The sequence below is a fragment of the Arthrobacter sp. MYb227 genome, from assembly GCF_002975435.1.
GTDB lineage: Bacteria > Actinomycetota > Actinomycetes > Actinomycetales > Micrococcaceae > Paeniglutamicibacter.
This window is the reverse complement of sequence record NZ_PCPT01000001.1, coordinates 637,123-659,047: the sequence shown is the minus strand read 5'-3', so window position 1 is coordinate 659,047 and position 21,925 is coordinate 637,123. Positions and strand designations below refer to the sequence as shown.

Genomic DNA, 21,925 nt, shown 5'->3' with positions numbered 1-21,925 from the left:
CATGGTCGAGTCAGGTATCAGTAGCACAGCCCCCATTCCAGTTGCCCTTTCAAGTGCCTCGGTCTATCCGCTGAACGTGCATGACGCTTTCGCTGTATCCCACGATCTGGGATACGACGGTGTTGAGGTCTTGGTGACTGGCAACCAGATCTCACAAGACGCTGCGGCGCTCAATCGTCTGGCCGAGCGCTATGAACAACCAATTATGGCTATCCATGCGCCAACTCTGCTGCTGACTCAGCAGGTCTGGGGAACCCCATGGAACAAGATTGAAGCCTCGGCGGCCATGGCGGTAGACGTGGGGTGCGACGTTGTTGTTGCCCACCCACCCTTCCGTTGGCAGGGAACCTACGCCACCGAATTTTCAAGTGGTATCAAACGCATCATGGAACAGTACGGTGTGAAAATTGCCGTAGAAAATATGTATCCGTGGCGAGCCCGTGGGCGTGAAGCAAAAATGTATTTGCCGCACTGGAACCCGATCCCAGAACCCTACGAATTTGTGACCTGGGACTTTTCACACTCGGCAATAGCAGATATGGACTCTGCGGCCGCCTTCCGGGACCTTGGTGGGCGGCTGAGCCACGTGCACCTGTGCGATGGTAAAGATAATGGCAAGGACGAGCACCTGGTGCCAGGTCTTGGAACCCAGCCAGTAGTTGAAGCCATCGAATTCTTGCGTGACTCCGCCTGGGACGGTGTTGTTGCAGTTGAGGTATCAACCCGCAAAGCCAAGGGCGCGGGGGAACGTGAAGCTTGGCTTGGTGAAACCCTCGAATTTGCGCGACGTCACCTAGCTCCGCTGGCCAAGCCCGCCGAAACCGGTACACACTCAATCTAAAGTCCCTTGGCCCATGACAGAATGGGGCTCATGACTTCTGAGTTTTCATCTGTAGCCAGTACCGAACGCAAACTTGCCTTCCTGGGCACCGGTTCAATGAATGGGGCAGTGCTACGCGGCATTCTCTCCTCCGGACACAACCCACAAGCAATCACAGCAACGGTGCGCTCCGCGAACCGTGAAGAATCCCTGCGCACCGAAACCGGTGTCAACGTGCTGGTGGGGGAGCAAACCCCAGAGGCTAACCGACTCGCGGTCCAAGACGCGGAGATTGTGTTTCTGGGTGTGAAACCCGTAGGTATCCAAGACCTATGCGATGAGATCAGGGATTCCTTGGCACCCCACGCCGTGGTGGTCTCGGTAGCGGCCGCTATCACCATCGCGATGATGGCAGGTCATCTGAACCCCGGGCAGCCGATTGTGCGCTCAATGCCTAACACTCCGCTCATGGTTGGCGCAGGAGCTGTGGGACTCAGCGCCGGAGAAACGGTTTCCGAAGCAGCACTAGCCGAAATCGTTGGGCTGCTTTCGGGTTCCGGCGTGGTTCATGTGGTTCCCGAATCCCAACAGAATGCCGTCTCGGCCATCAGTGGTTCGGGACCTGCCTATGCCTTCTACCTGGTTGAAGCCATGGCAAACGCTGGAGTTGAGCTAGGACTCGACCCGAAACTTTCCATGGATCTTGCCCGTGCCACGATCGCCGGTGCAGGAAAGATGCTTTCCGATCCGAACGCCGACCCAGTTGCCATGCGTAAGGCCGTCACCAGCCCCCATGGAACCACCGAACGCGCCATCGCAACCTTTGATGCGGAGGAATTGCCAAAGATCATGGCCAAGGCCACCGCGGCCGCGGCAGCACGTGCCGCGCAGATCAGTGCGGAACTGGCTTAGCCATGCAGGCCAAGAACATCAAAAAAGTAGTATTGCGGGTAAGCGCGGCTATCGCGGTGCCCCTTGTGGGTCTGAGTCTGAGCGGATGCGGGGCGCAGGAGAAAGCCAACGTTATTCTCTCCACCTCACAAGCTGGTTACTCGGCAGTGGTTAGCACCGAGGCAAACACTGGCACCGCAATGGCCGCTCAACTCAGTGGCCCCTTGGTGTTGGGCTCGGGTGGCTGCTTTGAGGTCATGGATTCGACAGGAAAAGAAACCTGGGCCGTTTTTCCCGTCGGCTCAACGGTTATTGACGGGCAAATACCAGCACTCAAGGTCGGGGAAAAAACCTATAACGTCGGGGACACAGTGAATTTTGGTGGGGGTTTTGGGCAGCTGAATGAGGAATCGCTCAAGGTTGCCGGGACCTGTGCACTGGAAAGTGAACCGTTTTTTATTCACTCAACAACGCACTGATCTTGGCCCCCTTTTGCGCTTTGGAATGACAGTGGCCCGTGTACCGCAGGAATCCACTATGGATTCCACCGGTACACGGGCCACTGGTTTTATTGCTAAGGACGTGCAGCGAAACGTTCAAGCAGATCCACATGCCCTGAGACAATCAATACGTCACGCCGGGTGACCTTGGTATCGGGCTGCGCGTAGGTAAAATCCTCACCCGGGGATTTCACTCCAACAATGGTGACACCATATTTGGAGCGAACCTGTGATTCGCCAAGCGTGAACCCCTGGGTTTCCTTGGGTGGGTACATCTTCACTATCGCAAACCCATCATCAAATTCAATGAAGTCGAGCATGCGGCCACCCACGAGGTGCGCGGCGCGAACCCCCGCGTCGGCTTCCGGATAAATCACATGGTTAGCACCAATGCGGGTAAGAATTTTGCCGTGTGAGGGAGTAATGGCCTTGACCCACAAATGCTCTATGCCAAGATCAACAAGGTTCACTGTAATCAAAACCGATGATTCAATCGAGGTTCCGACCCCAACCACTGCCGAGGAAAAATCCTGAGCACCCAGTTGACGTAGCGCATCAATATTAGTTGCATCCGCCTCTACCACGTGAGTGAGCACCGAAGCCCACTTCTGCACCAATTCCTGGTTACGTTCAATGGCCAAGACCTCACGACCTTGGCGAACCAATTGTTCGGCCACCGATGCGCCAAAGCGACCTAACCCAATGACAAGCACCGGGGCATTGTGGTCGGACTTCTTATCAGCCAATGATCGGCCTCTCTTCGGGGTAATGGTAAAGCTGGTTTCGTTGCCGCAAAGTCAAAGCTGCAGCCAAGGTAATGGTACCGATACGGCCCGAAAACATCAGCGCCGAAAGCACATACTTACCGGCGGGCGGAAGCTCGGCAGACAAGTTCGTGCTAAGTCCCACGGTGGCAAACGCGGAAATTGATTCAAAAAGTGCACGTTCCATGGTGGTTCCGCTTATGACCAGCAAGGCAGCGGTTGCCATTGAGACTAGGGTGGCACCCAGCACAATGACCGAGATAGCAACACGCATGGTGCCCTCGGGAATCCGCCGGCCAAAGGCTCGCACATCGGTATCGCCGCGTGCCTCGGCAAAGATGGCAAGGAACATTACCGCAATGGTCGTTACCTTGATGCCACCTGCTGTAGATGCGGAACCACCGCCGGCAAACATCAAGGCATCGGTGAGCAGCATTGTCACTTGGTTCATCTCATTTTGATCAACCAGGTTAAACCCACCGGATCGGGTCATCACCGAGGCAAACACCGAATGAATGACCTTATCTCCGGTGTTCATTGAGCCAATGGTTGCCGGGTTTGACCACTCGGCCAGGGCCCACAACAAGGTTCCGGAAGCCAATAGGATGCCTGTAACCAAAAGCGTTAGCTTCGCGTGTAGCGACCATTTTTTGGTATTAAACCGATGGGCCAAAAGGACCATTAGTACGGGGAAACCCAAGGATCCAAGAAATACGCCAAGCATCAGTGGGGTAAGAATCCACAGATCAGTCTCGTAAGGAACTAAGCCATCTGAGTGTGGGGTGAACCCCGCATTATTAAAGGCCGAGACAGAATAAAAAATACCGTGCCAGAGAGCTTGACCAAACGGCTCACCAAGAATGAGAAATCTTGGCGTAAGCATCAGGGCAAGTGCTATCTCTATTGCCACGGAGGTGGTGATGACAATGCGTAGCAGTGAACCAACCTCACCTAGGGTTGAGGCTGCGGAGGTGTTCATCGAGTTTTGCGCCATCAACTTACCGCGCACACCCAACCGCTTCGAGACAGCAAGAGAGAGCACCGAGGCGAGCGTCAAGATTCCCAAACCACCAACAAACACGGCAATGATCATGACGAGCTGGCCAAAAAACGACCAATGGGTGGCCGTGGAGACAACCGTTAGACCGGTAACGCAAACAGCCGAGACTGCGGTGAAAAGTGCATCGTGCAGGGGGGTGAATTCGCCGGTGGCCGAAGCCGCAGGAATTGAAAGCAAAGTCGTGAAGATCGTGATGACCAACGCGAAGGTGAACAGTGCAAGTCTTGCGGGGGAGCGCACCGTGAAGTCGGCGGCAAAACGCCTGCCTTGAACCAAACGTGCACGCCACCGAGCCACGACACGCGCGAGCGCGGATGGCGCTCCCGCTGACTCGAAGGAAGGAGAGATTCCCATGGTGTGGTGCGGCTCCCGGTTGACGGAAAAAGTATGCGAGTTACATGTAGTTCCCGCAACATCTCACACTAAACCATGCTGTGTGTTCCGTGCAGTTTGCCCCGCCGCATGAAACCATAAGCAGGGAGCATTGACCCTAATGAGACGCCATCATGAAGTGTCTCAAGGCACAAGGGGCGCGGTAATCGCATAGTCTAAGGGGGTGTTAGACGTAACCGGACCCTTGCCACCAACCCAGGTGACGTGGAGCGAGCAAATGATGGACTATCGCTTCAGTGAGACCCATCCAATGCACCCCATGCGCCTTGATCTAACAGCGAGACTGTGTCGGGAGCTTGAGCTTTTTGATCGAACAAACCTCGAAGTTGTTGAGCCGCCCATTGCTACCGATGAAGAATTGGCTGCGGTTCACGACCCAGCCTATATAGCAGCAGTTCATGAGGTAAGCGCCAATCCTGAGGTCCCCAACGAGAAGCGTGGTTTGGGCACCGAAGACAACCCGGTCTACGCGGGAATTCATGAGGCAAGTGCCCGGCTTGCTGGTGGGTCCATCCTGGCCGCCGAATCGATTCTTTCCGAAAAAGCATTACACGTAGTGAACTTTGCCGGCGGTATGCATCATGCGGCCAAGGATAAGGCAAGTGGCTTTTGCATTTACAACGATGCGGCACTTGCCATCGAACGACTCTTAGCGCAAGGGGTTAGCCGCGTTCTCTATATTGATGTGGACGCGCATCATGGAGACGGAACCCAATCTATTTTCTGGGATGACCCACGAGTCATGACCATTTCCATCCACGAATCGGGGATGTCATTATTTCCTGGCACCGGGTACGCAAATGAGGTGGGCGGACCTAACGCGCTAGGGACGGCGGTAAACATTGCCGTGCCGGCGCGTACCGGGGATGCCGCGTGGTTGCGCGCCTTCCATGCAGTGGTTCCGCAATTGGCCGCGGCCTTTGCTCCCGAGGTCATTGTTTCGCAGCACGGTTGCGATGGGCATCTTGAAGATGACCTATCAAATCTCCGGTTGAGCATTGATGGGCAACGGCAAAACGCCTTGGATATCGCGGAGTTAGCTCAACGCTTATGTGAGGGGCGCTGGATTGCTACCGGGGGTGGGGGATACAACATCACCACGGTTGTTCCACGTGCCTGGAGCCATCTGGTAGCAATTGCCTCGGGGAAACCAATCCCGTTGCGGACCCAAGTCCCACAACCATGGCGCGAATATGTTCATGATCGCTACGGAATCTGGACCCCCGAAACAATGGGGGATGAGGCGGAACTTTGGTGGCGTTCCTGGGAGATTGGTTATGACCCAGCCGACCCGGTTGACCGGACAATCATGGCAACACGCAAAGAAATCTTCCCATTCTTTGGCCTTGATCCTTGGTTCGACTAAAAAACCCACGAGCGTTCTGAAAGACGAAAGATGCCATTGGGCGTATATGCCGATAAGGTTATTGTCGTGGCTCATGATGATATTTTCTCCGCGCTGGCCGATCCGACCAGGCGCCGTCTCTTACAAACCCTACGTGCAGAAGCCTGCTCGGTGGGATTCCTTGTTGACTCCTTGGGCGTTTCCCAACCCACGGTTTCTAAGCACCTGAAGGTGTTGCGTGAGGCGGGATTGGTGTCAATGCGAGCAGATGGGCAGCGCAGATTCTATGCCCTTGAGCTACCGGCATTTCATGATCTACGAGAATGGCTAGAGGACTTCCTGCCGCAGGCGCCGGTCCAGAATCTTGTGGCTGTGGGAAGCTATGAAAATGAAGTAGTCCACAACGAGATTTCGCAGCAGGCAACCGCAGCAGCACAGCAGCTTGGCCGTTCGGTGGGCCGTGGTCTTGAGCAAGTCACTGGGCGAGCCCAAGACTTCCTTGAGCGCCTACCCAAACCGAAGTTTGGGCGCAAACGCTAACCACTAGAACCTTGTCTTTACCCGCTTATTTCGGTAAAAACGTTACGCGCCGCTGGTTCATTGATTACGTCCGGTTGGGTCGGAAGGCCTTAGCCGTGTCATTCTCTAGTGCGGGGCAGCGTCGCCAGACATGGTGGTAGCTTGCCCTCGTGCCTGCCCCAAGTGATGAAGGAGATAAGACTTGGACCAGCATTTAGCAACAATCCGCGACGAAGTATTTCGTCGCAATCCAGGTGAAGCAGAATTCCACCAAGCGGTTACCGAGGTTTTTGAAAGCCTCGAAGCAGTGTCGCACAAGCACCCCGAGTACGCGGAAGCCGCAATCCTTCAGCGCATGTGTGAACCTGAGCGTCAAATTATTTTCCGTGTCCCCTGGACTGACGATCAGGGCCGCGTGCAGATCCACCGTGGGTTCCGTGTTGAATTTAACTCGGCTCTTGGCCCGTACAAGGGTGGGCTTCGCTTCCACCCCTCGGTATACCTTGGCATCGTTAAGTTCCTAGGGTTCGAACAGATTTTCAAGAACTCCTTGACCGGTATGCCAATCGGTGGCGGTAAGGGTGGTTCCGACTTTGACCCACGCGGCAAATCCGATGCCGAAGTCATGCGATTCTGTCAGTCGTTCATGACCGAGCTCTACCGACACATCGGTGAATATACCGATGTTCCGGCGGGAGACATTGGAGTCGGTGGCCGCGAAATCGGCTACCTCTTTGGTCAATACAAGCGCATCACCAACCGCTACGAATCCGGTGTACTCACCGGTAAGGGCATCACTTGGGGTGGCTCCCTGGTCCGTCCCGAAGCCACTGGTTATGGTGCGGTGTTGTTCACCCAAGAGATGCTTAAAACCCGTGGCACCACCTTTGATGGTCAGCGCGTGGTTGTCTCTGGTTCGGGCAACGTGGCCTTGAACGCCATCGACAAGGCGCAATCGCTGGGGGCAAAAGTCGTTACTGCCTCGGACTCCTCCGGTTACATTGTTGATGAGCGTGGACTAGATCTTGAACTGCTGCGTCAGATCAAGGAAACGGAACGCGGACGCATTAGCGAATATGCACAACGCGCAAAATCCAAGCGTGTGCACTACGTAGAAGGCGGAAACGTCTGGGATGTAGATGCAACGGTTGCCATTCCATGTGCAACGCAAAATGAACTCGATGACGTTGCAGCCAAACGCCTGATCAACAACGGTGTGCTTGCGGTGACCGAAGGTGCAAACATGCCGTGTACCGCCTCGGCCACAGCACTGTTTCAAGATGCTGGAGTACTCTTTGCCCCGGGCAAAGCGGCAAACGCCGGCGGCGTTGCCACCTCGGCCCTTGAAATGCAGCAGAATGCCAGCCGTGACTCGTGGAGCTTTGCGCACACCGAGGCGCGTCTGACAGAGATCATGATTGGTATTCATGATCGTTGTGCCTCGACTGCGGATGAATACGGAGTCCCCGGTAACTATGTTGCAGGTGCCAACATTGCAGGATTTGTGAAGGTCGCCAACGCAATGCTGGCCCAAGGCTTAATCTAGAACCAAGCACCTGGCCATGATGGCTTAGTGAGAGTTGGGTTCACACGGTTTTTCAACCGTGTGAACCCAACTCTTTTATTCTTTGATTGCGCATTGTTACGCGGCCCCAGGGGCCGGAAGCGGGTCTTGATTTTGGATTCCGTGATCGATGTATGTACATTGTTGACCATGACTAATCGTTGGTATGCGTATTTTGTGTCGGCTCTGGAGGGGCCTAAGACGCGATAATTTCGCCTACCCACCTTCAGAGCCGACAAGGGCCTCAAGCTATTGCTTGGGCCCTTCGCTATTTTCCAAAATAGCGGCCCTGAAGAAATACGCAGCGATAGTTCGGGGCCGCATTCAAAATTAGGCCCGCGAATGCGGGCCAGAATCGAAAAGGTCCATCATGAACCCGAACATCCTCACCGCCGAAACTCAGACACGTCCAAACACCAATGAGCGTGTCATTTCCTTCACCGAGCTGCCGAGCCCCGCCGAACTTGTAGCCGTATTACCTGTCACTGACGCTCAGGCCTACAAGATCACCCGCGCACGCCAGGAAGTCGGTGCCGTTCTATCGGGCCTAGATCAGCGTCTACTTGTCATTATTGGCCCCTGTTCCATCCATGACCCGGTAGCAGGCCTTGAATACGCCCAGCGTCTTGCAGAAGCCGCGCAAAAGCACCAGAGCGAATTGTTGATCGTGATGCGTAGCTACTTCGAAAAGCCTCGCACCACCATAGGCTGGAAGGGCTTGGTCAATGACCCAAACCTTGATGGCAGCCACGAGATGGGCGCGGGCCTGCGCAAGGCACGTGAATTCATGCTTGCGGTAAGCGAACTAGGTCTTCCCTTGGCCACCGAATTCCTTGAGCCGCTCAGCGCTCAATACCTTGCGGATCTGATCAGCTGGGGAGCTATCGGTGCACGCACCACCGAAAGCCAGACTCACCGCCAATTGGTCTCCGGTCTTTCCATGCCGGTGGGCTTCAAGAACGGTACCGATGGATCGGTCCAGGTAGCAATCGATGCGTGCCAGGCATCCTCGGAGGCTCAGTCATTCATGGGCATAGATGAATCAGGACGCACCGCCGTAGTGAACACGGCAGGTAACCAGGATGCACACCTGATCCTGCGTGGTGGGGCCGAAGGACCAAACTACTCTGATGAGGCAGTGTCCGTAGCTTCTTCCTCAATGCAAAGTGCCGGAATGAATCCGCGGCTGATCGTTGATGCCAGCCACGCCAACTCGGGCAAATCCCATCTGCGTCAGGCCGAGGTCATTAGCGAGCTTGCAGCACGAATTGCCGTGGGGGATTCCAGGGTTGCTGGCATCATGGCGGAGAGCTTCCTAGTAGCTGGTGCACAGAAGCATGACCCAGATGCAGTTGAAGTTGGCACAGATGTCCTAGGAGCGCTGACCTACGGCCAATCTGTTACAGACGCTTGCATGGGCTGGGACGTCAGCGCCGCGGCACTTGAGGAACTTGCCACGGCTGTTCGTACCTCGTGGAGCGTCACTGGAGGCTAAAGAGGCCGCAACATTGTTACCCACGCCATCCAAGAGATAGAATCGAATGATTCACATGAGTCACTTCCGCCACTAAAATGGCGGAGGAGGGCTGTAGGGTACTTTGGGGCGTTGACGTAAAACAAGAATCATCGACGGTGATTCAACTGGTCATGACTTCTTCGTTAATAAATGTCAGGAGCATCGGGTAATGGTTGAGGCTAAACACTTTGCCAACACGCAGTTCATGACGGTGGCTGAGGTCGCCGACATTATGCGTGTGTCAAAGATGACGGTTTATCGTCTTGTACATTCGGGCGAACTGCCCGCCGTACAATTCGGTCGTTCCTACCGGGTGCCCGAAAATGCGGTGAAAGAATACCTACGCGCCGCGGGCTTTGGAGACATTTCAAGCACCGGATAACGCTCTAAGACCGCTTAGTGGTCAGAACCTGCTTCAGAAGCAGGTAATCTATTAAGGAACGTTTAACGTCCAGTTGGCTGCAATTTGGTGCTTTGGTGCCGAAGAATTTGTAGTCGGCATTCGAATCAGTTTGTGAGGAACCACTATGGGCTCAGTAGTAAAGAAGCGCCGCAAGCGTATGTCCAAGAAGAAGCACCGTAAATTGCTTCGTAAGACCCGCCACCAGCGTCGTAATAAGAAGTAAATGCCGTTTCCGGTTTTAACCGGATTTTGAGCATGCGAAAAGGTGCGTTTCTCCTCACGGGGAAATGCACCTTTTCGCTTTTATTCAAAAAACCGTTTGAACCTTCAATGCCAGAAGGCGGGTTCTCACCTATCTATTGCGGCGCATGACACCGACACTGCGCCATAATCCCCACAAAGCACCTGAGACCCCTGCAGCTTTCAAACCAAATGTTGCTGCTCGACGTCCGGTACGAAAATCATAAACCGTCCAATTTTTTTGCTTGGCGAAACGACGCAATTTCCCATCGGGGTTGATCGCTACCGGGTGGCCGACCGCCTCAAGCAACGGAATGTCATTATGTGAGTCGCTATAACCCCAGCACTGAGCAAGATCGAATCCCTCGGATGTGGCAAGGTCTCTGATGGCGTCGGCTTTGGCAGATCCATGGAGAATCTCTCCAACAAGTTTTCCTGTATATGCACCATCAACATGTTCCACAGAGGTACCCAGTGCACCGGTGAGCCCGAGCCTACGTGCCATCACGGAGGCAACTTCTAAGGGAGTGGCAGTCACCAGCCAGACTTGCCGGCCGGCGTGTAGGTGTTGTTCTGCAATGGCTCGAGTCCCGGGCCAGATCTTGGCAGCAATGAATTCGTCATAGATTTCATCGGCAAGTTCGTCCATTTCAGCAACCGAAAAACCTTCGACCAACGTCAAGGCCTTATCGCGGATGGCCCGAATGTCTCCAAGGCTTTCGCCTCGAGCCGCAAAGCGCAGCTGGTGCAGTAAGAACCAGAGGATTTGGCGCAAGGAGAATGCCTTGTGCTTATACATTTTTCGGGCAACTGCGTAGAGCGAGGCTCCGCGCATCATTGTATTGTCGACGTCGAAGAAAGCAGCAGTGGCGCGTAGTTTCTCGGGATGCTCGTCTTGGGGAATTTCAGGGCTTTGTGTGGCGGGCATCCCCACAGTCTATGGCACGAAAAAGCCGGTGGCGCTGTAGCGTTAGAGCATGAGTAGTGAGCAAACACCACATGAGATCACCCTTTTGATTCGTTCCGGGTGTCATCTATGCCAGGCCGCAAAGGAAATTCTCGATGAGGTCACCGCAAAGCTTGGCTACTCGTGGAGTGGAATTGATATTGACCAAGACCCAATACTTTTGGCTAGGCATTCAGAAGAGGTGCCTGTGCTCATGATTGACGGGAAGGTGCGCGACTTTTGGGTCATTGATCCGGCTCGCTTGGAATCCTTGTTGAGCAGCTAAATTAGTCGATCCGAATTTAGCATCCCAATAGTCACGAGTTTGCCCGTCTGACGGCATAGATCGTAGTCTCAAGAAGAGATCCAAGGAATGAGTCACAACAGCCCTATGCCATCCCCGCAACACCACGCAGCTTCTGATGAACTTGCTCAGCCTGCCCACCCGATGACGGGTTCACTTGAAAAAATTCTGCCCGAAGCAACTTTGGTTCGGCTTACCCAGTATTTGCGTGCCCTCCACGAGTTAGAAGCTCAAGGACACCAGCAGACTTCCTCGGGGGTTCTGGCGCAGGAAGCAGGAGTTAACCCGGCGATTCTACGCAAGGATCTCTCTCTACTTGGCTCATACGGAACCAGGGGAGTTGGGTATGTTGTCACCGAACTTGCCGAACATATTTCCAAGGCCATGGGCCTGAGCCGTAAGTGGCGAGTAGCAATCATTGGCGCCGGTAACCTTGGTCGAGCCCTTTCAGGGTATGGAGGATTCCGGAACCGAGGCTTTGAAGTAGTTGCGTTACTTGATGCAGCCCCGGAAGTCATTGGTTCCACGGTGGGCGAACTCAAGGTTAGTGACATCGCCGAATTGGATGCTGTCATTGAAAGCACTCAGGCGAACATTGCTGTGCTTTCGGTACCGGGACCCGCTGCCCAAGAACTATGCAACAAGGTCATCGGTTGTGGTGTACGAAGCATCTTGAGTTTTGCGCCCATAGCTTTGCAGGTCCCCGAAGGGGTTAATCTACGTAAGGTTGATCTGGCAACAGAATTGCAGATATTGGCATATCACGCCCAAAACCTAGGGTAGGCGCTTTGATCCTAAAGAATGATGGCCGTGGGTTCCGTTTCAATTCGGAACCCACGGCCATCATTTATATACGTGCTTAGCGGTAGCCTGCTGCACGTGCTGCGCGGCGTGCAGCAATGTAGTTGCTCGACGGGCGCAGCCAAGCGAAAACAACGCCAACGATTCCAAGGACCACAGCCAGGATGCTCAAGATTGGTGCTCCGGCCAAGGAGAGCAACGATAGCGCGGCAAAGATCGTTGCGAATATTCGGGCAACATTGCTTCCCTTACGCACCATGAAGGCAATCAAGACGTAGATTCCCAAGGAAACGACGCTCATGACGGTAACCATGGTTTTTACGAGCCCAACGAAATCATCCACGCTCATACCGGCCTCGGTAAGAAGCTGATCAACTTCCGGCATTGACGCCATTTGGGAACGAATCAGTGCCGAGTCGAACATCAAGGAACCAATGACGGTGAGCACGCCCGCGGCAATAATTGCCCAGAATGCGATATTTAGTTCTTTGGGGCGTTCGGTAGGCATCTGTGGCGGTGCAAAGTTACCCTGCGGCGGAACCGGGAATCCTCCGGCATACGGCTGCTGCCCGTAGGGTGAAGGAGCCTGTGGTGGCTGACCGTAAGGTGTATTTGGTGCCTGACCGTAAGGATTCTGGCTTGGTGCTTGCCCGTAGGGGGCAGGGTTCTGCCCGTAGGGGTTTGCTGCCGGAGCTCCAGCCTGTGGTTTCTGTCCCTCTGGAGCAACCTGCCCATACTGAGGGGGCGTGGGGTTTACCGGCGGGTTCTGAGGTTCGTTCTCAGGTGTCGACATGACCTGCTCCTTTGGGTTGGAATGCGTCTAATACATCACAATATCCGGTAGCTAGGTCATTAGTACCCCTCCTAAAGGATGGTTTCTTCAACAAAATGAAATCATTCATTTGAGGTAGGTTTTCCAGCAGTTTGGCGGCAAAGATACTACAGCTGGTGGGACAGGTGCGAAGAAGGCTGGGTGTGTGAGAAATAGTTGGACTCTATAGTTCGTTTAGTGATCACCAAGAGCTGTTTAGGTAACCCACCAAAGATTTGAGACACTTGTGTTATGTCGACTGCTACTGTTCATCTTCTGCGTCATGGTGAAGTGTATAACCCGGACAGGGTCTTATACGGTCGGCTCCCAGAATTCCACCTTTCCGAGCTTGGTCATGAAATGGCGCAGCGTGCTGCTGGGTATTTCTTGGAGCAACGGGAAGCGGGCGCGAACATCACCCATCTGGTTTCCTCCCCTTTGGTACGGGCACAAGAAACCGCCGAGCCTACCGCGAAAGCACTCGGCTTAGATATAGTTACCGATGATCGCATTATTGAGGCAGCGAATCGTTTTCAAGGCCTCTCACAGATCAAGCAAAGACTCAAAGAACCAAAATATTGGTCCTATGTAGTCAATCCTTTTCGTCCATCCTGGGGGGAGCCCTACCGGGACCAGGCTGAACGAATGATGACCGCCATTGTTGAACACCGTGATCGCGCTGTTGAACTTGGCGGTGACGGCGCACAGGCCATCCTGGTTAGCCATCAGCTGCCCATTTGGGTAACGCGCCGTTCTGCAGAAGGCAAGGCCCTCTGGCATGACCCGCGGAAACGCGAGTGCACTCTCACCTCCGTGACTAGCCTGGACTTTGAAGGTGAAAGTCTGGTCGCCGTCCGCTACGCAGAACCTAGCGTTGACCTGTTGGCCAACGCTGCGAACATTCCTGGAGCTTGAGTTCATGACCGATCTTTCTTCGTCCCCTACATCGCGTGTGGGACGACGTACTATCTTGCGTGCCGCCATGCTTGCCGCAGCAGCGCTGCCGCTTGCCGCTTGCGTCGGTGAGGAAGACCCGCTGGCCAAGCAGGCACGGGAAGGCAATAACAAGAATTACATTGCCGGGGATGGCTCCGTTCAGGAATACGGCAAAGAGTCACGCACCGAACCAGTGCAGATCAGCTCGGTCGCCTACGACGGAACAAAGATCGATTCAGCGACCTGGGTTGGACAAGTCACGGTCATGAACTTCTGGTACGCAGCCTGCGCACCTTGCCGCATTGAAGCACCCCACATGGTCGAGCTCAGTGCCGAGTTCAAGGATCAGGTTGAATTCGTCGGTGTAAACGTTCGGGATGAAAAAGAAGCTGCGGAAGCCTTTGAACGGACCTTTGGGATTAAATACCCATCGATTCAGGACACCCAGGGCGAAATCCAATTGGCGATGACCAAGTACGTGCCGCTCAAGGCAGTACCAACCACTCTGGTGCTCGATAAGCAGGGTCGGGTTTCGGCCCGCGTGCTTGGCGTCGCCGAAAAGTCGACTCTTAAGTCCCTGATCAATACGGCCCTGACCGAGTCACTGTGATCACCCAGTCGCTGGTTACCGCGCTGTCGGTTCCTGCCCAAGGCAATGCCTTTGCACAAATCGTACAAGACGGTTCGCTGCTCATAGCTGTGCCCGTCGCAATTCTTGCGGGGCTCGCTTCCTTTCTTTCACCCTGTGTACTTCCTCTGGTGCCCGGATACCTCGGCTACGTCACAGGTCTTTCCGGCGCCGATCTAGCCGATCAAAAACGTGGCAGGATGGCAATGGGCATTGGCCTGTTCATCCTTGGCTTCACTGCTGTCTTCGTGCTCATTGGCATAGTGTTCGCACAAGTCGCCGCTTGGATGATGTTTGAGGGCGCTTGGATCAATCAGGCATTGGGCCTAGTTGTGATTTTCATGGGCGTCGTTTTCATGGGCGGATTTTCGTTCATGCAGCGCGATGCCAAGATTCATAGCAAGCCTCCAGCAGGTCTCTGGGGAGCACCGGTCTTGGGCCTAACCTTTGGGCTTGGCTGGGCACCATGCATTGGACCCACCCTCGCGGCTGTACTGGCGATGAGCATTGGCCCAGATGCAAACGTCGGTAAGGGGGCGCTGCTCACGTTCTTCTACTGCATGGGTCTGGGGTTGCCATTCCTCTTTATTGCCTTAGGTCTGCGTAAGGGAATGGGCGCAATGAAATTCTTCCGCAAGCATCAGGTCGCAGTGATGCGCTTTGGTGGAGGAATGTTGATTGTCCTAGGAATCTTGATGGCCACCGGCTTGTGGGGTAACTGGGTTACACAATTGCAAGACTGGTTTACTACTTCAGTGCGATTGCCGATCTAATGGGAAAGCCAAATATGAAAAAAGATATAGCTGCCCCGGCATTGGGCTTTGTCGGAATGCTTCGTTGGGCTTGGGCTCAGCTGACCAGTATGCGCACGGCACTGTTCCTGCTACTGCTGCTGGCAGTCGCCGCAGTACCAGGCTCGCTTTTCCCACAACGCGCGGTTAACCCCGAGCAGGTAGCAACCTATCTGGAAAACAAGCCTGTACTTGGTGCTTGGCTTGATAGGTTCCAACTCTTCGATGTGTTCTCCTCGGCGTGGTTCTCAGCAATTTATTTGCTGCTGTTCATCTCGCTGATTGGCTGTATTCTTCCGCGCATCAAGAAACATGCAAAGGCGCTACGAACTCCACCTCCGCGTACTCCTTCACGTTTGAACCGCCTTCCGGAAAACGGAAGCTTTGAGATTGCTGCGGCACAAGATTCCGGCATTAGCGATGCGCAGCTGGTTCAGGATGCCGCAAAGCTTCTGAAAAAGCGCGGCTACCGTTCCGAAGCACGGCCCGATGGTGCAATGCCATCGGTGGGTGCCGAGCGTGGCTACAGCCGAGAGATTGGCAACTTGCTCTTCCACACCTCATTGGTGGGGATCCTCGCCTCGGTAGCCGTTGGTGGCGCGTTTGGCTATGGCGGGCAGCGTGTCTTGGTAGAGGGGGAAACTTTTGTGAACTCCCTAGTTTCCTACGATGCGTTCACACCGGGCACCTGGTTTAACCAGGATTCTTTGACCCCGTACTCTGTGAAGCTCGATAAATTCAATATCACTTTTGATCGCGAATCAAAGACACACTTTGGCCAGCCAATCGACTTCACAGCCGAAGTTGAGACCCGTCGTGGCCCGGGAGCCGAACCGCAGAAGGAAACCATCAAGGTCAACCATCCGCTGCGTATCAATAAGGCAGATGTTTATCTGGTTGGTAACGGTTACGCTCCGGTGGTCACAGTCAAGGACGGCAACGGCAACGTGGCATTTAGCGGCCCGGTAGTTTCGGTACCGCAGGATGGAATGTATATGTCGGTGCTTGTTATCAAGGCTCCGGATGCAAAGCCCGAGCAACTAGGCTTCCAAGGATTCTTGTTGCCCACCGCCATGACGGATGAAACCGGCTTTGCTATTTCCGGTGACCCGAATGCGATCAACCCACAGCTGCAGTTGAATTCCTTCTACGGTGATTTGGGCTTGGACGACGGAAACCCACAAAATGTTTACGTCTTGAACACCGATGGCATGAAGAAACTCAACGATCGAAAGCTCGATACCGGAGGTATCGTGTTGAGCGCAGGTCAAACCTATGAACTGCCCGATGGCAAGGGAAGTATTTCCTTCGACGGCCTCAAGCGCTTCATTGGTGTTGACATTAACTACGACCCGAGTAAGCGTCCGGTAGCTATTTTTTCCGGACTCGCACTTTTGGGTCTTGCCATTTCGCTCTTTACCCCGCGTCGCCGTGCTTGGATAAAAATCAAGAACTCGGTTGACGATTCGGGATGTGAACAGCGGATAATCGAATATGGATTGCTGGCCCGTGGTGAAGACCCCCGCCTGGAATCCGAAGCCCAAGAATTGCGTAAGCTACTTGAGCAGCAGTGGCCCGCCGTCGAGCGAGCCGAAGTCTAGGAGACCAAATGGGAAACGAAATGCCCACGATTAACGTGGCACTAGGGCAATACAGTGACTTGTTCATGTTGCTCGCGGCCCTCGTCTATGCAGCGGCATTCATTGCCTTTGCTTGGGACTTGGCAAAATCCAGCAAGCTGATCCGTGAAATTGATGCGGCAACTCTTGCTTCCGAGAAGAAGGTACTTGTTGCTGCCGGTTCGCGGGGCTCTGCATCTGCTCTCACTAACACCGACGGTGATGAACTTGTCAACGACGAGATGACTTATGTGCAGGCCTCGGAGAAGCGTCTTGCGGCCAAGGTAGCAGTGTCGCTGACTTGGCTTGGTGTGCTGATGCATGGCTTCGCAGTCGTCTCCCGTGGCATCGCTGCGGGACGTGTGCCGTGGGGCAACATGTACGAGTTCCTCTCCACTGGTGCCTTTATTGTGGCGCTCGTCTACGTGCTCGTCTTGCTCAAAAAAGACCTGCGTTTCATGGGTACCTTCGTCATTGGCTTGGTAACCGTGATGCTCTGCGGAGCAACCATCGGGTTCCCAACCCCGGTTGCCCACCTCGTTCCAGCGCTGCAGAGTTACTGGCTGATCATTCACGTGTCAATCGCTGTATTGGCCTCCGCGCTATTCACCATCACCTTTGCCATGAACGTGCTGCAGCTGATGCAGCACGCACGTGTTGAAGCGATTGCCGCGGGTAAACGCGATAAGTTCCCGTTCATGGGAGTTGTACCAAGTGCAGGTGCACTTGAGAACTTTGCTTACCGCATTAACGCTGTTGCCTTTGTGATGTGGACCTTCACCGTGATGGCCGGTGCTATTTGGGCCGAGGCGGCCTGGGGACGCTACTGGGGTTGGGACACCAAGGAAGTCTGGAGCTTCGTGATCTGGGTTGTCTACGCAGGCTACCTACACGCTCGAGCAACCGGTGGCTGGACGGGAGCACGCTCTGCTTGGTTGAGCATCATTGGCTATCTCTGCTTGGTCTTCAACTTCACTATCGTGAATATGTACTTCAACGGGCTGCACTCCTACGCAGGACTTTAAACGGCAGCTCATCTAGCGCGGGGGTTTGAAACTTACTGAGGTAAGTTTCAAGCCCCCGCAGTGCATTAAGAGCCGATCGCTTCTTTGCCCCGGCTGATATGCTGACGCAAATTAGCCAGGCACACCGATCGTGGATGGGGAATCAATGCGGATTGAACGAAACGCCACGGCATGGATCAAAGTAACTCCCGAGGCGAAGTACCTACTGGTAAATTCGATTGCTCGGCACCCCACCTACTTCTTGGCCGAGATCTTTATCGAAACCGATTCGGGATGGCGGCCGTTAGTTTGTGCACCCATTGATGATTCAAAGATCAGAGCCATTGAAGCGCAGTTTGAGGACTCGGCCAGTGAATTTTCCGAAATTCCCTTGCCCGAGGGCTTGCCCGTACCGCTAGGCAGAGTTCCGGGGGATAGCTGGATACAATTTGGAAGCCAGCGAGTAGCTTCATGGGGTCCGCCAATCAGTTGGTGGCAACGTTTGCACCACAAAGTCATGGATAGAACTCGTATCGTTGATGAACTGCGGAACACCGAACGAACACACGGCCTGAGGTGACAAGGCTCACCATTCAAAAGTTCTGAGATCTGACCACTTTTTGGCATATAGCAGTGAATCTAGTTCGTAAATAGCCGGAAAATGCCGGCATTTGCGGGAAATTCAACGAAACGACACCTCGATTAGGTGTCTGCGTAAACCACTGTTAGGGTTAGTACATACCGACGCGGGGTGGAGCAGTTCGGTAGCTCGCCGGGCTCATAACCCGGAGGTCACAGGTTCAAATCCTGTCCCCGCCACTAAAGAAAACAATCCCCATGATTCTGAATCATGGGGATTGTTTTGTTATGAGTGCCACTGACCTATAGCCGCGTTAAAGAGCCATAGTGGTTCGTTTTCTTGGAAGAAAGAAGCGGGCCGAAACGTTTCCGGCCGGCTAGTATTTTCCCAATGTCTTGCAGCATCAGCATTTATGCTGTTAGGCTCACACACTGTTGCGTTCCTTATGGAAGCAACGCAACAAATCCCACAAAGGGACCCGGCCTACAGTGAACCGAAAGGAAAAGACCATGATGAATTTGATCAAGACCAATGTCGATCACAATTCCTTGAGCTTTTTCCAGCGTCGCTATGAGCAAGAACAAGGCCTCCGGTTGCCACCTTTGTAGTTCCCTGCACTTCAGTAGGACTCCAAACCCCGCAACCACACCGGTTCGGGGTTACTTTTTTGGATCCGATCGTCTTCCCGAACCTTTCAACCTTTCACCAAGCGTGTGAATTGAAAATCTCAAAGAAAGAGAAATCGTGGAGACCATCAACAGCCGGCTCAAGAACTGGGCATCCATCCTGGATGAAAAGACCCGTGAGCAGGCAATCACCACCTCGAAGATGCCATTCATCTTCCCGCACCTTGCCTTGATGCCAGATGCTCACCTTGGCAAGGGTGCCACCGTAGGATCGGTAATCCCAACCCTCGGTGCCATTATTCCAGCAGCTGTAGGTGTGGATATTGGATGCGGCATGATTGCCGTGAAAACGCAGTACAAGGAGCGCGACCTGCCCAAGGACCGTAGGCCCCTGCGCGAAGACATTGAGCGGGCTATCCCGCTTTCGGCAGGCAAGTACAACAACAAGATTGTTGCCACTGCCCAGCCACGCATTGAGGAACTCACGCGCTTAGCCGCACAGGCCGGGTTTGACCCGGCTAGCTATGCGGGGCATTGGGCGCACCAGCTTGGCTCCTTGGGCTCCGGCAACCACTTCATTGAGGTTTCACTCGATGAGGATGACTCGGTCTGGTTATTCCTTCACTCGGGTTCGCGGGGGATCGGCAACAGGATTGCCACCAAGCACATCAAGGTGGCACAGCAGGTGGCTAAGAAGTACTGGATCGATCTTCCAGATCCGGATCTTGCCTACCTCGTGGAGGGCACGGCAGAATTTGATTCCTACATCAAGGAATTGCGCTGGGCACAGCACTTCGCGCTGTTGAACCGTGAAGAGATGATGGATCGGGTGATCCGACAGTTCACCAACTGGGTCGGGGGAGAGATCCAAGAGCTGGAACGGATCAACTGCCACCACAACTTCACCGAGAAAGAAACGCACTTCGGGAAGTCGGTATGGCTTTCGCGTAAGGGGGCCATCCGTGCCCGCGAGGGCGATCCCGGGCTGATTCCCGGCTCTATGGGTACCGCGTCCTACGTGGTTGTTGGCAAGGGCAATCCGGTCTCACTTGATTCCTCGCCGCACGGTGCTGGGCGTGAATACTCACGTAGCGCCGCGCGCAAGACCTTCACCCTTGAACAGCTACGCGAGGCCATGAAGGGCATTGAGTACCGCGACACCGATGCCTTCATAGATGAGATCCCCGGTGCGTACAAACCCATTGATCAGGTCATGGAGGACGCTGCGGACCTGGTGAGCATTCGGCACAAACTGCGCCAGATTGTTAACGTCAAGGGTGATTAGCTAAGAGGATTAAAAGGTTGTGGGTGGTCCGGAAATTTCCGGACCACCCACAACACATCAGTTAGTAATGATTAAGGAGTGTGGCGAGGGGTGTCCTCGGAAGGATTGCCGCCCTCTTCACGCTTCTTGGCTTCCTCGGCAAGCTTGCGTTCACGTTCCTTGAGCTCGGCTTCCCGACGCAGGAATTCCTCATCGCGGGCCTTATTGCGGCGCTGGGTTTCGAGGTTGCGCAGGAATGCTTCATCATCATCGGGGGCACCACTGCTTGGACGTGGCCCCTGCGTGGGACGCTGATAATTTGAAGGCAACGGACGCCCCAACCAGAACCATAATCCTGCGCCGAGTAGTGGCAATAGGACGATTGCTAGAATCCATCCTGTTTTAGGCAGGGAACGGACATCGTTGGGGCGCGTGCGAACGCATTCGATCAACGCGTAGATGGTGATAGCTAACGCGACCAATGCAGCAAAAATTATGTTCCTGACCATATAGACAGTCTAATGAAAATATCTGTGATCTGGCTGCGGGTAGAATAGTTCAGTGCAGTTCTTCAAGTACACCGTGCTTCGGCTGGTCCTCTTCTTCGTTGTTTTCCTACCCCTTGCGTTATTTACGCGCTGGGATCTCATTCTCATTGGTGTCGTAGCACTGGTGATTGCCTTCTCGGTCAGCTATTTGTTCTTTAACAAGTTGCGTCTGGCCGCGAACGCGGATGTGCAAAAGATGTTTGCCTCAACTGGGCCACGCAAGTCCAAGAAAATGATCTCTGACGAAGAAGCAGAAGACCGCTTCATCGATGGTGAAAAGTAACTTTTAGACCTTTTGGGTCACTGTAGGGGCGAAAGTAGAAGCCGGCGAAAAGCCGCAACTACTCACGGCCCTACCGGTGGTTAAGCAGGATTCTAAGTTGCCGGTTTCATTTTGTTGGCCAAGAGGTCTCTGGCGTGAGCTAAATGCTCATCGAGAGCCTTTGCCGCGGCGTACGGATCACCTGCTGCAATATGTTCAAGAATCTTTGCGTGTTCGGAAGCAATCTTGGCCGAATCTAGGAGCTCCAAGGACTGCACCCGGCTCATGCATAAACGAACTTCGCCCAACAAAGGTGCGTACATGGTGCTGGTGCGTTGGTTTCCCAGCGCCTTCACCAAGGCCGTATGGAAATCCGTATCGGGGTCAATGATTGCCGTTGCGGCTCACCGATACGTGCCTTAATAAGCTCATTCCCTTCAAGCGCGCGATTCGGTACCGAGCTCGTGATGGCAAGCCGACGAACCACTTCGGACTCCACAATTGTTCTTGCCGTATAGATATCGCGGACATCGCCCGGGCCAAGAACCTTGACCCGGGCGCTTTTATGCAAGCCACGTCCGAGTAATCCCTCGACGACAAGTCGTTCAATGGCAGCCTTGGCAGTGGGCCGGGCTACTTCGTAACGGCCCGATACCTCGGCTTCGGTCTGGACGCTCCTTTGTTCTAGGATGCCCTCAAAAATTCGTCGACGAATATCATCGGCACTTGCATCGATGATGGACAGCGCCGTGACGCGAGTGCTCATAGATATGGCTGATCCTTTGCGTGT

The 21,925-nt window shown here is 54.2% G+C and carries 26 protein-coding genes and 1 tRNA gene; 20 read left to right on the top strand and 7 right to left on the bottom strand.

Annotated elements, in window-relative coordinates; all coding sequences use genetic code 11:
* The first annotated feature begins 1 nt into the window (after window position 1).
* Genes CQ018_RS03165 through CQ018_RS03155 form a run of 3 tightly spaced genes read left to right on the top strand, consistent with a single transcriptional unit; the run spans window position 2 to window position 2,190 of the window.
* Complete coding sequence (locus CQ018_RS03165) at window positions 2-841, top strand: sugar phosphate isomerase/epimerase (RefSeq protein WP_105548483.1); 840 nt, start codon at window positions 2-4, stop codon at window positions 839-841.
* A gap of 21 nt (window positions 842-862) precedes the next feature.
* Entirely contained in the window at window positions 863-1,732 is an 870-nt protein-coding gene (gene proC / locus CQ018_RS03160; protein WP_105548482.1) for a pyrroline-5-carboxylate reductase, read from the top strand.
* A gap of 2 nt (window positions 1,733-1,734) precedes the next feature.
* Window positions 1,735-2,190 (top strand): hypothetical protein, encoded by a 456-nt coding sequence (locus CQ018_RS03155; RefSeq protein ID WP_105548481.1) that lies wholly within the window; start codon window positions 1,735-1,737, stop codon window positions 2,188-2,190.
* Between the two features lie 95 nt (window positions 2,191-2,285).
* Here the strand turns inward: CQ018_RS03155 and CQ018_RS03150 are convergent, their stop codons facing one another.
* Together CQ018_RS03150 and CQ018_RS03145 are read right to left on the bottom strand one after the other, a co-directional pair.
* Entirely contained in the window at window positions 2,286-2,924 is a 639-nt protein-coding gene (locus CQ018_RS03150) for a TrkA family potassium uptake protein (protein WP_105548694.1), read from the bottom strand.
* A gap of 25 nt (window positions 2,925-2,949) precedes the next feature.
* Window positions 2,950-4,389 (bottom strand): TrkH family potassium uptake protein, encoded by a 1,440-nt coding sequence (locus tag CQ018_RS03145; RefSeq protein ID WP_105548480.1) that lies wholly within the window; start codon window positions 4,387-4,389, stop codon window positions 2,950-2,952.
* Between the two features lie 256 nt (window positions 4,390-4,645).
* Between CQ018_RS03145 and CQ018_RS03140 the strand changes: the two genes are divergently transcribed.
* The 6 genes from CQ018_RS03140 to CQ018_RS03115 all read left to right on the top strand — a co-directional run bounded on the left by CQ018_RS03140 (window position 4,646) and on the right by CQ018_RS03115 (window position 9,998).
* Window positions 4,646-5,794: an acetoin utilization protein AcuC gene (locus CQ018_RS03140; RefSeq protein WP_105548479.1), complete on the top strand. Its 1,149-nt coding sequence runs from the start codon at window positions 4,646-4,648 to the stop codon at window positions 5,792-5,794.
* A gap of 30 nt (window positions 5,795-5,824) precedes the next feature.
* Window positions 5,825-6,313: an ArsR/SmtB family transcription factor gene (locus CQ018_RS03135; protein ID WP_374954175.1), complete on the top strand. Its 489-nt coding sequence runs from the start codon at window positions 5,825-5,827 to the stop codon at window positions 6,311-6,313.
* A gap of 181 nt (window positions 6,314-6,494) precedes the next feature.
* On the top strand, window positions 6,495-7,838 hold the full coding sequence (gene gdhA / locus CQ018_RS03130; protein WP_105548478.1) for an NADP-specific glutamate dehydrogenase: 1,344 nt from the start codon (window positions 6,495-6,497) through the stop codon (window positions 7,836-7,838).
* A gap of 388 nt (window positions 7,839-8,226) precedes the next feature.
* Window positions 8,227-9,351 carry a 3-deoxy-7-phosphoheptulonate synthase gene (locus CQ018_RS03125; RefSeq protein ID WP_105548477.1) on the top strand — a complete coding sequence of 375 codons (1,125 nt, stop codon included), beginning with the start codon at window positions 8,227-8,229 and terminating at the stop codon, window positions 9,349-9,351.
* A 190-nt stretch (window positions 9,352-9,541) separates the two neighbouring features.
* On the top strand, window positions 9,542-9,754 hold the full coding sequence (locus CQ018_RS03120; protein WP_105548476.1) for a helix-turn-helix domain-containing protein: 213 nt from the start codon (window positions 9,542-9,544) through the stop codon (window positions 9,752-9,754).
* 145 nt (window positions 9,755-9,899) lie between these two features.
* Window positions 9,900-9,998 carry a 30S ribosomal protein bS22 gene (locus CQ018_RS03115; RefSeq protein WP_019174583.1) on the top strand — a complete coding sequence of 33 codons (99 nt, stop codon included), beginning with the start codon at window positions 9,900-9,902 and terminating at the stop codon, window positions 9,996-9,998.
* Window positions 9,999-10,127: 129 nt separating this feature from the next.
* On the opposite strand, the gene CQ018_RS03110 is transcribed toward CQ018_RS03115, so the two are convergent.
* The gene (locus CQ018_RS03110; RefSeq protein ID WP_105548475.1) at window positions 10,128-10,943 is read right to left on the bottom strand and encodes an HAD family phosphatase; all 816 of its coding nucleotides are present in this window, start codon (window positions 10,941-10,943) and stop codon (window positions 10,128-10,130) included.
* Window positions 10,944-10,992: 49 nt separating this feature from the next.
* Between CQ018_RS03110 and CQ018_RS03105 the strand changes: the two genes are divergently transcribed.
* Both CQ018_RS03105 and CQ018_RS03100 read left to right on the top strand, forming a co-directional pair.
* A complete protein-coding gene (locus tag CQ018_RS03105) occupies window positions 10,993-11,247 on the top strand; it encodes a glutaredoxin family protein (protein WP_105548474.1) in 255 nt (84 codons plus the stop codon).
* 162 nt (window positions 11,248-11,409) lie between these two features.
* Window positions 11,410-12,048, top strand: coding sequence for a redox-sensing transcriptional repressor Rex (locus CQ018_RS03100; RefSeq protein ID WP_105548692.1), 639 nt, complete (start codon window positions 11,410-11,412; stop codon window positions 12,046-12,048).
* Window positions 12,049-12,124: 76 nt separating this feature from the next.
* Here CQ018_RS03100 and CQ018_RS03095 read toward each other — a convergent pair whose 3' ends face one another.
* Complete coding sequence (locus CQ018_RS03095) at window positions 12,125-12,859, bottom strand: hypothetical protein (protein ID WP_105548473.1); 735 nt, start codon at window positions 12,857-12,859, stop codon at window positions 12,125-12,127.
* Between the two features lie 270 nt (window positions 12,860-13,129).
* Here CQ018_RS03095 and CQ018_RS03090 point away from each other — a divergent pair, with 270 nt between their 5' ends.
* The 8 genes from CQ018_RS03090 to CQ018_RS03055 all read left to right on the top strand — a co-directional run bounded on the left by CQ018_RS03090 (window position 13,130) and on the right by CQ018_RS03055 (window position 20,346).
* Window positions 13,130-13,792 carry a histidine phosphatase family protein gene (locus tag CQ018_RS03090; RefSeq protein ID WP_105548472.1) on the top strand — a complete coding sequence of 221 codons (663 nt, stop codon included), beginning with the start codon at window positions 13,130-13,132 and terminating at the stop codon, window positions 13,790-13,792.
* A 4-nt stretch (window positions 13,793-13,796) separates the two neighbouring features.
* Window positions 13,797-14,423 carry a TlpA disulfide reductase family protein gene (locus tag CQ018_RS03085; RefSeq protein ID WP_105548471.1) on the top strand — a complete coding sequence of 209 codons (627 nt, stop codon included), beginning with the start codon at window positions 13,797-13,799 and terminating at the stop codon, window positions 14,421-14,423.
* Complete coding sequence (locus tag CQ018_RS03080) at window positions 14,423-15,214, top strand: cytochrome c biogenesis CcdA family protein (RefSeq protein ID WP_374954177.1); 792 nt, start codon at window positions 14,423-14,425, stop codon at window positions 15,212-15,214. Before CQ018_RS03085 ends, CQ018_RS03080 begins: the two co-directional genes overlap by 1 nt.
* Before the next feature lie 14 nt (window positions 15,215-15,228).
* On the top strand, window positions 15,229-16,833 hold the full coding sequence (locus CQ018_RS03075) for a cytochrome c biogenesis protein ResB (protein WP_105548469.1): 1,605 nt from the start codon (window positions 15,229-15,231) through the stop codon (window positions 16,831-16,833).
* Window positions 16,834-16,853: 20 nt separating this feature from the next.
* A complete protein-coding gene (gene ccsB / locus CQ018_RS03070) occupies window positions 16,854-17,876 on the top strand; it encodes a c-type cytochrome biogenesis protein CcsB (RefSeq protein WP_105548691.1) in 1,023 nt (340 codons plus the stop codon).
* Window positions 17,877-18,021: 145 nt separating this feature from the next.
* On the top strand, window positions 18,022-18,435 hold the full coding sequence (locus CQ018_RS03065) for a hypothetical protein (protein ID WP_105548468.1): 414 nt from the start codon (window positions 18,022-18,024) through the stop codon (window positions 18,433-18,435).
* 165 nt (window positions 18,436-18,600) lie between these two features.
* Window positions 18,601-18,674: transfer RNA gene (locus CQ018_RS03060), tRNA-Met, on the top strand.
* Window positions 18,675-19,179: 505 nt separating this feature from the next.
* Complete coding sequence (locus CQ018_RS03055; protein WP_105548467.1) at window positions 19,180-20,346, top strand: RtcB family protein; 1,167 nt, start codon at window positions 19,180-19,182, stop codon at window positions 20,344-20,346.
* Window positions 20,347-20,417: 71 nt separating this feature from the next.
* Here CQ018_RS03055 and CQ018_RS03050 read toward each other — a convergent pair whose 3' ends face one another.
* Window positions 20,418-20,834, bottom strand: coding sequence for a PLD nuclease N-terminal domain-containing protein (locus tag CQ018_RS03050; RefSeq protein WP_105548466.1), 417 nt, complete (start codon window positions 20,832-20,834; stop codon window positions 20,418-20,420).
* 52 nt (window positions 20,835-20,886) lie between these two features.
* On the opposite strand from CQ018_RS03050, the gene CQ018_RS03045 reads away from it, so the two are divergent.
* Window positions 20,887-21,156: a DUF4229 domain-containing protein gene (locus CQ018_RS03045; RefSeq protein ID WP_105548465.1), complete on the top strand. Its 270-nt coding sequence runs from the start codon at window positions 20,887-20,889 to the stop codon at window positions 21,154-21,156.
* 92 nt (window positions 21,157-21,248) lie between these two features.
* Here the strand turns inward: CQ018_RS03045 and CQ018_RS20210 are convergent, their stop codons facing one another.
* On the bottom strand, window positions 21,249-21,491 hold the full coding sequence (locus tag CQ018_RS20210) for an FCD domain-containing protein (protein ID WP_258142398.1): 243 nt from the start codon (window positions 21,489-21,491) through the stop codon (window positions 21,249-21,251).
* The gene (locus CQ018_RS20205; RefSeq protein ID WP_219843984.1) at window positions 21,488-21,901 is read right to left on the bottom strand and encodes a GntR family transcriptional regulator; all 414 of its coding nucleotides are present in this window, start codon (window positions 21,899-21,901) and stop codon (window positions 21,488-21,490) included. The genes CQ018_RS20210 and CQ018_RS20205 overlap by 4 nt, the downstream gene beginning before the upstream one ends.
* Window positions 21,902-21,925 lie beyond the last annotated feature (24 nt).